The following is a 6,859-nucleotide window of genomic DNA, read 5'->3' on the forward strand; positions in this document are numbered from 1 at the left end:
TGATGGTACTGCAGGGGTAGCCCTGTGGAAGAGTAGGTCGATGCTGGGTTCTTAAGAACAGTCCTGTATAGGGCTGTTCTTTTTCTATGAAAATTTTTAAAAGATGAAAAAACCGCCCTTAAGTATTAAGGACGGTAAATATTTTTTAGTTAAAATAAAATTATTACATAAAAGCTTCATAAATAGATCTAATAGCTTTCTCAAAATCATTATTTTCAACGCCTACTATTATGTTTATTTCACTAGAGCCTTGATTTATCATTCGTATATTTACAGTATTTTTAGCAAGAGCATCAAATATTTTTGCAGCAACGCCCTTTGATTGAGACATTCCTCGACCAACAGTAGCTACTAATGCCATATTTGGCAGAACCTCTATGGAATCAGGATTGCATTGTCTCTTAATATCATGAAGTACATTTTCTAATTTATTTTTTATTTGTGAATCCGCAATTATTAATGAAACAGAATCTATACCTGCAGGCATACTTTCAAATACTACTCCATGTGTCTCTAGAATGGACAATAATTTTCTGCAAAAGCCCAGTTCAGTATTCATAAGATTTTTTTCTATTGCTATTACTGTAAAGTCTTTTTTTCCTGCAATTCCTGTTATAGTGCCCACATTATTTGTAGCTTTAGTATCACTAACTATCAATGTTCCAGGTTCCTGTGGCATATTGGTATTTTTTATATTTATTGGAATACCTGCTTCTCTTACAGGAAAGACTGAGTCTTCATGGAGAACTGTAGCACCCATATAAGATAGTTCCCTAAGTTCTCTATAAGTTATTGTTTTAATTGGATGAGGACTAGTAACTATTCTTGGATCAGCCATTAAAAAACCTGAAACATCAGTCCAGTTTTCATATAGGGAAGCATTTACTGCACGGGCAACTATAGCACCGGTTACATCTGATCCGCCACGAGAAAAAGTTTTTATATGTCTTTCACATTGGCCTTCGCATTGAGAACCATAAAAACCAGGAATTACTGCTTTATTTATTTTAATTAGACGCTTATGTGCAGCTTCCTGAGTACCTTCTGAAGAAAGGCAGCCATTTTCGTCAAACAAAATTATATCAGCAGGATCTATAAATTCATAACCCAATAGAGTTGATAATATAATTCCATTTAAATATTCACCACGACTTGCAGTATAATCTGAGGATGCACCTTCAGAAATATCTTTTTTAATTACATTTAAATAATGATTTATATCAAGATCCTTCATGTTATTATATCTTCCAGATAGTTCTTCAACGATTTCTGTATATCTTTCCGCTATAATTTTAAATACGTCATCAAAAGGTATACCTTGTTGTACATGGGTATGGCAGAGATATAGTAAATCTGTTATTTTATAGTCTTTACTATGTCTTTTACCTGGAGCTGAAGGTACAATATATTTTCTTTCAGGATTACTTTCTACAATGTGTTTTACTTTTTCAAACTGATGGGCATCTGCAAGTGAACTGCCACCAAATTTTGCTACAATAATGTTTTCCAATTTATTACCCTCCCAAAACAGTATAAATAATATATTAATACTTATGTAGATTATTTGCCGAAATTAGGATAAATATTTTATTATTGCCAATTTTTTATTAAAATCAGAAATATTTTTATTACATAACTAGACTATAATATCAAAAAATTAATAATTATGCAATGTTCATTTTAGCCATGTACAATAATCATCTCTGATAATTGTATAAAATACGTCATATATTGTTGAATTTATGCAATATTTAAGAAGAATATAATCTAGTTAGCTCACAAGTGTATGTTATAATAACATTATTATACAATTATATTATAGTATCACAAATAAATTTTTAACAAAATCTAACAATTTGTTATTGTGAATTAAAGTGCGAAGGTGGTAAGTGAATGATAGCTGTAAAAAATCTAAGTAAGTCTTTTAAAAAGATAAGGGCAGTAGATAGTATTAGTTTTCAGGTTAATGATGGTGAAATAGTTGGTCTTTTAGGAGAAAATGGAGCTGGTAAAACTACTACTTTAAGGATTCTAGCTACAATGCTAAAGTCTACTGAGGGAACTGCTGTTGTCAATGGGTATGATATCAACAAGGATCCTGAAACTGTAAGAGGTGAAATAGGTATATTATTTGGGGGCGAGGTTGGACTTTATGATAGATTAACCGCTAGAGAGAATATAAGATATTTTGCAGAGCTTAATGGTATGTCAAGAAGAGAAGCGGATGAAAGTATAGATAAATTATCACAAAGTTTAGAAATGGAGAAATATATAGATAGAAAGGTAGGTAAGTTTTCTAGGGGAATGAAACAAAAAGTAGCTATTGCTAGATCTATAGTTCATAATCCTTCAGTGGTATTGTTTGATGAGCCTACAGCAGGCTTAGATGTGACTGCTGCTAAAATTGTACAGGAATTTATTTTAAAATGTAAGAATCAAAAAAAGGCAATAATATTTTCTAGTCATAGTATGTCAGAGGTTGAGAAGTTATGTAACAAAATAATTATAATTCATAAGGGAAAGATATTAGAAGAGGGAACTATTGAGAATTTAAAGTTAAAATACAAAAGTAAAGATATGGAAGAAATATTTATGAATTTGGTAGGTGAAAATGATGAGGAATAATATTGTACTAATAGTATTAAAAAAAGAACTTCTAGATATATTTAGAGATAGAAAAACTTTAATATTAAGCATTCTCATACCTTTAATTGTTTTGCCTGCCTTGTCTTACTTTATAGGAAAGGCCTCTAGTAATGATATTAAAAATGTAGAGAAAAGTATATCAATAAATATAACAGATCAGGGCAATAGTAATTTAGGTAAATTTATTAAGGCACAAAAGAATATAAAAATTATTGATTCTAAAGATGTAAACAATGATATAAGAACAGGAAAAATACTATTGTCAATAGCGATACCTAAAGATTTGGATAAAAATATAAAAGATGAAACTGCTGAAAAGATAACTATGGCTTACGATAATTCTAGTAATAATGCAGCTACTGCTGTAAGTATTGTTAAAGCATACATAGATCAATATTCAAAAGAAGTAGTATCTAAAAGATTATCAGATAGAAATATAAATGCTAATATTTTAAATCCTATAGATATAGTAGAGGATACCGTTGATAACAAGGAAAGTGGAGTTGGAAAAATGATGATAGTAATGCTGGTTCCACTGCTTTTAATAATTTATAGTATAACAGGAACCATGGCAGCTGCAACAGATTTAGGCGTTGGTGAAAAAGAGCGGGGAACATTGGAACCACTTTTAACAACGAAAGCCAGTAGAATGTCGATACTTTGGGGCAAACTCTTTGCAATAGCAATCATGGGGATAATAATATCACTAGCTTCTCTATCAAGCTTATTTATAGCTATGCAGCAAAAAAATGGTATTTTTTCTTCAGCAGGTAAAGCTGATCTAAACTTAAATTCTGCTAACATTATTCTTATTATGCTTATTCCAATATTATTAACTATGGTTTTTGGGGCTATTCAATTATCCATAAGTATTTATGCTAAATCTTTTAAAGAAGCTCAAACATATCTTTCACCAGTAATGATTATAGGTATGATATTGGCTTATTTAACAATGCTTAAGGATGCCAAGAGTATAGAAGGTTATTATTTTAATATACCTATTACCAATGCATCTTGTCTCATAAAGGAATTATTAGTAGGTATATATAACTATAATCATATTGCCATAACCTTTATTTGGATGATAGTATATGTAGTAGCGGCACTTTTATTTGCAAGGTATATGTTTAGTAGGGAAGATGTGGTTTTTAGAGCGTAATTTTCTGCAATTTATCCGATGACTACCCACTCTAATACTCCCATCGCACTCTGTGAAAGCGATTCACACAAAATTAAAAATTTTGGTTCTCTGCTTTTCTTCAAAGTGGGAGTAAAGAGTGGCTATGTCCCTGGATAACGACTTCTTGGCATCAGATGGAATAAAAACTCCACCTGATGCCAAGAAGTCTGTTTATAAGAGCGGTGATTAATTTTCACTGCTCTTATACCACTTATTTATTATTTTTTTACTAGCATCACTGGGATAATAATTTTTGTCTATGCTTTTATCTCCAATGGCAAATATAGAAAAGCCCATAAGCCAGGATTGATTTTCAAAAACTTGTCTGTATGCCTCAAAACAGTTAGCTTGCTCTATATCATTTTCTATATTGGATGGATTAGGATTCCAGGGTTCTATGGAAGCTCTATTTCGTCTTGGAAAGCCAAGTTCCCCAAAAAATATGGGCTTATTCCATTTTGTATTAAAGTTCTTCAATTCCTGCTTTATATTTTGTTTCCTATTGTATCGCTCAGTAGAGGAGATAGCTTTTACAAGATTATCTACAGAATTTGTACTGTTATTAGTGAGTTCAAAATAGGCAGCAACAGATATAAAATCTACCTTTGAAAATAATTTATTATTTAATTTTGTTTTAAATAAATTTAATGAATTCTTGTCCCAAGAAGCAGTATACCACCAACAGGTTCTATAAGTAACAAGTCCTTTATAATATTGTCTAACATATTCAATAGTATCACACCAGTCTTTTTCGTCAAATTCCATATGTACAAAATTAGAAGCAATTATCATGGCATCTACATCATAGGGATTGGCAACATTATCAATTAACCTTTTTAAGACTTTATTTTTCCAATTATAAAAAAAAGTGTTTATATTATTTGGCTTCCAATCTGTTTCATAAAGGTTTCCGTTATCTATCCAAGGATAGGGTTCGAGAATTATAGATATATTCTGGCCTTTAAGCCTTTTAATTAAATTTATAGCTTTTTCTTCGCTAGCTTTGTTTATATTCATATCGTCTGAAGATAAGGTTGATATATCTACAATTACAGGAATACTTATAGTGTTTAGGTTAAAAGTATTAATATCATTTAAGGTATTGTCAATGGAATAATCAGTAGATAAATTACCTGATTTAATTTTTATATTTGAGTTTTTATTTAATACTCGTTCTTTAATAATACTTGCACTAGTATTTTTTTTAGTACTGCAGGAGATAGATAACAAAATTGTCAAAATCAACATTAATATCATTACAATACTTTTTTTCATTGGTTTAGGCTCCTTGTTATTAAAAGTTAGAATTAGAGAAAAATAAAAAATTTACAGGCAAATCTAGTGATATGAATGTTTACAAGGATTATTTGCCCAATATGAGATAAATATAGAAATATTAATATCTATTAGAATTACTTTCAGAATTCAATTCAGATATAGAAATGTTTAATATAGATATTATATAGATATAGTAATATAAAACTTATTAAGATTTCAATAAAAAATTTAAAATTAAAATAAAAAACCGCTAAACTTATATATGCTATCTTAAAAGTTTAACGGTTTTAATATATTTAACTTACTTTTAAATCATCCAATTGTACTTTTAATATAATTGATATAGTTTCTATAACATTAAAGGATGGGTTACGCTTAGCACCTCTTTCTAATTCCTCCAAATAAGTTTTAGAAATAGGAACTGCTAGGTTTTTGGACAAATTAGATACATCCATGCAGGTTAATCCTTTCTCTAATCTAATCTCTCTTATTTTACTACCATTTACCATTAAAAAACCCCCTCTAGCTCTATATGAAATTATATACTCAAGTTTAACTTATGATGAAGTTTTATTTATATTTTTATTATATCGTAAATTTATAAAAAATAAAATTAAATTTTTAGTACAATTTGCTGTATTATCTGTAAATGTTATGAAGTTTTTATACGATATTATAGTACTCCTTTTAAGATTTTACCTATACTATCGTTTATCACTAAATCTGCTTTTCTATCATAGGGAGTAGAGGCTTTGTTTATGAGAATTAACTTCTTGCCCTTAAAATAATCTATGAGACCGACAGCCGGATAAACAACAAGTGAAGTTCCTCCTACAATAAGTACATCAGCCTTACTGATAAAGCTAACTGATTCATTTATAATATCCATATTCAAGCCTTCTTCGTATAGTACTACATCTGGCTTTATAGTTTCCCCACATATATCACATTTTGGAATAATGGATTTGCTATTTAAAATGTATTCTAGATCAAAAAATTTATTACAATTTGTGCAGTAGTTTCTATGGATTGAACCATGAAGCTCTAAAACTTTTTTTGAATCGGCCATTTGATGGAGGCCATCTATATTTTGGGTTATTACAGCTTTTAGTTTGCCGTTTCTTTCAAGTTCAGCTAGTGCATAGTGAGCAGGATTTGGTTTTGCTTCTTTGTATATCATTTTTGCTCTATAAAAGTCAAAGAAGTCTTCCGTATGATTTATGAAAAAGCTATGACTTAGCATAATCTCTGGAGCATAAGAAAAATTATTTTTTGTTTTATATAGCCCACTTTCGGATCTAAAGTCTGGAATAGAACTTTCAGTAGAAACTCCAGCTCCTCCAAAGAACACAATATTATTACTATTTTCTATTATATGCTTTAATTCGTCATTACACATATTACCACCTCTTTTATATATTATAGCATAAAATATAAGATAATTATAATTTAACAACATAAACCTAACCAGGAGTATCTATATATAAAATATCAAGAAAAAGTTAATAAAAGTGAGCAATTCAAAGATAAAATTTTATTATGGCAGGGCCGTATAGACAAATATAATGACGGTATGATATCATCTTAATGTCACTTTATCAAGTGGTTGGAATTGTTAAATATGATGATGTAAGTGATATAAATTATATTATACAGGTTTGCTAAAAAAGTAGTTGACATTATTAAATTGACTTGATATAATATAAAAGCTGTCAGATGACAGAAATTGATCTTTGAAAATTAAACAGAGTATAA

Annotated in this window: 6 protein-coding genes; 2 read left to right on the plus strand and 4 right to left on the minus strand. The window is 29.5% G+C overall.

Features of this window, described 5'->3' with window-relative positions; genetic code table 11:
- Positions 1–163 precede the first annotated feature (163 nt).
- Positions 164–1,510, minus strand: coding sequence for an aspartate kinase (locus ABF633_RS20280; RefSeq protein ID WP_415526466.1), 1,347 nt, complete (start codon positions 1,508–1,510; stop codon positions 164–166).
- A 383-nt stretch (positions 1,511–1,893) separates the two neighbouring features.
- Here ABF633_RS20280 and ABF633_RS20285 point away from each other — a divergent pair, with 383 nt between their 5' ends.
- Positions 1,894–2,625, plus strand: a complete 732-nt coding sequence (locus ABF633_RS20285; protein WP_415526468.1) for an ATP-binding cassette domain-containing protein — start codon at positions 1,894–1,896, stop codon at positions 2,623–2,625.
- Positions 2,615–3,805 carry an ABC transporter permease gene (locus ABF633_RS20290; RefSeq protein WP_415526470.1) on the plus strand — a complete coding sequence of 397 codons (1,191 nt, stop codon included), beginning with the start codon at positions 2,615–2,617 and terminating at the stop codon, positions 3,803–3,805. Before ABF633_RS20285 ends, ABF633_RS20290 begins: the two co-directional genes overlap by 11 nt.
- A gap of 207 nt (positions 3,806–4,012) precedes the next feature.
- Here ABF633_RS20290 and ABF633_RS20295 read toward each other — a convergent pair whose 3' ends face one another.
- The 3 genes from ABF633_RS20295 to ABF633_RS20305 all read right to left on the minus strand — a co-directional run bounded on the left by ABF633_RS20295 (position 4,013) and on the right by ABF633_RS20305 (position 6,503).
- Complete coding sequence (locus tag ABF633_RS20295) at positions 4,013–5,101, minus strand: glycoside hydrolase family 113 (RefSeq protein ID WP_415526472.1); 1,089 nt, start codon at positions 5,099–5,101, stop codon at positions 4,013–4,015.
- Between the two features lie 299 nt (positions 5,102–5,400).
- Positions 5,401–5,613, minus strand: coding sequence for a helix-turn-helix domain-containing protein (locus tag ABF633_RS20300; protein WP_415526474.1), 213 nt, complete (start codon positions 5,611–5,613; stop codon positions 5,401–5,403).
- A 164-nt stretch (positions 5,614–5,777) separates the two neighbouring features.
- Positions 5,778–6,503, minus strand: a complete 726-nt coding sequence (locus ABF633_RS20305; protein ID WP_415526476.1) for an NAD-dependent protein deacylase — start codon at positions 6,501–6,503, stop codon at positions 5,778–5,780.
- Positions 6,504–6,859: the final 356 nt, after the last annotated feature.

Origin of the sequence: Clostridium sp. (assembly GCF_047718555.1) — a bacterium.
Classification (GTDB): domain Bacteria; phylum Bacillota; class Clostridia; order Clostridiales; family Clostridiaceae; genus Clostridium_I.

Bases quoted from the DNA above. Each gene is read 5' to 3' on its own strand.
- ABF633_RS20295 (WP_415526472.1), bottom strand. From the start codon at position 5,101: ATGAAAAAAAGTATTGTAATGATATTAATGTTGATTTTGACAATTTTG.
- ABF633_RS20300 (WP_415526474.1), bottom strand. From the start codon at position 5,613: ATGGTAAATGGTAGTAAAATAAGAGAGATTAGATTAGAGAAAGGATTA.
- ABF633_RS20305 (WP_415526476.1), bottom strand. From the start codon at position 6,503: ATGTGTAATGACGAATTAAAGCATATAATAGAAAATAGTAATAATATT.
- ABF633_RS20285 (WP_415526468.1), top strand. From the start codon at position 1,894: ATGATAGCTGTAAAAAATCTAAGTAAGTCTTTTAAAAAGATAAGGGCA.
- ABF633_RS20290 (WP_415526470.1), top strand. From the start codon at position 2,615: ATGAGGAATAATATTGTACTAATAGTATTAAAAAAAGAACTTCTAGAT.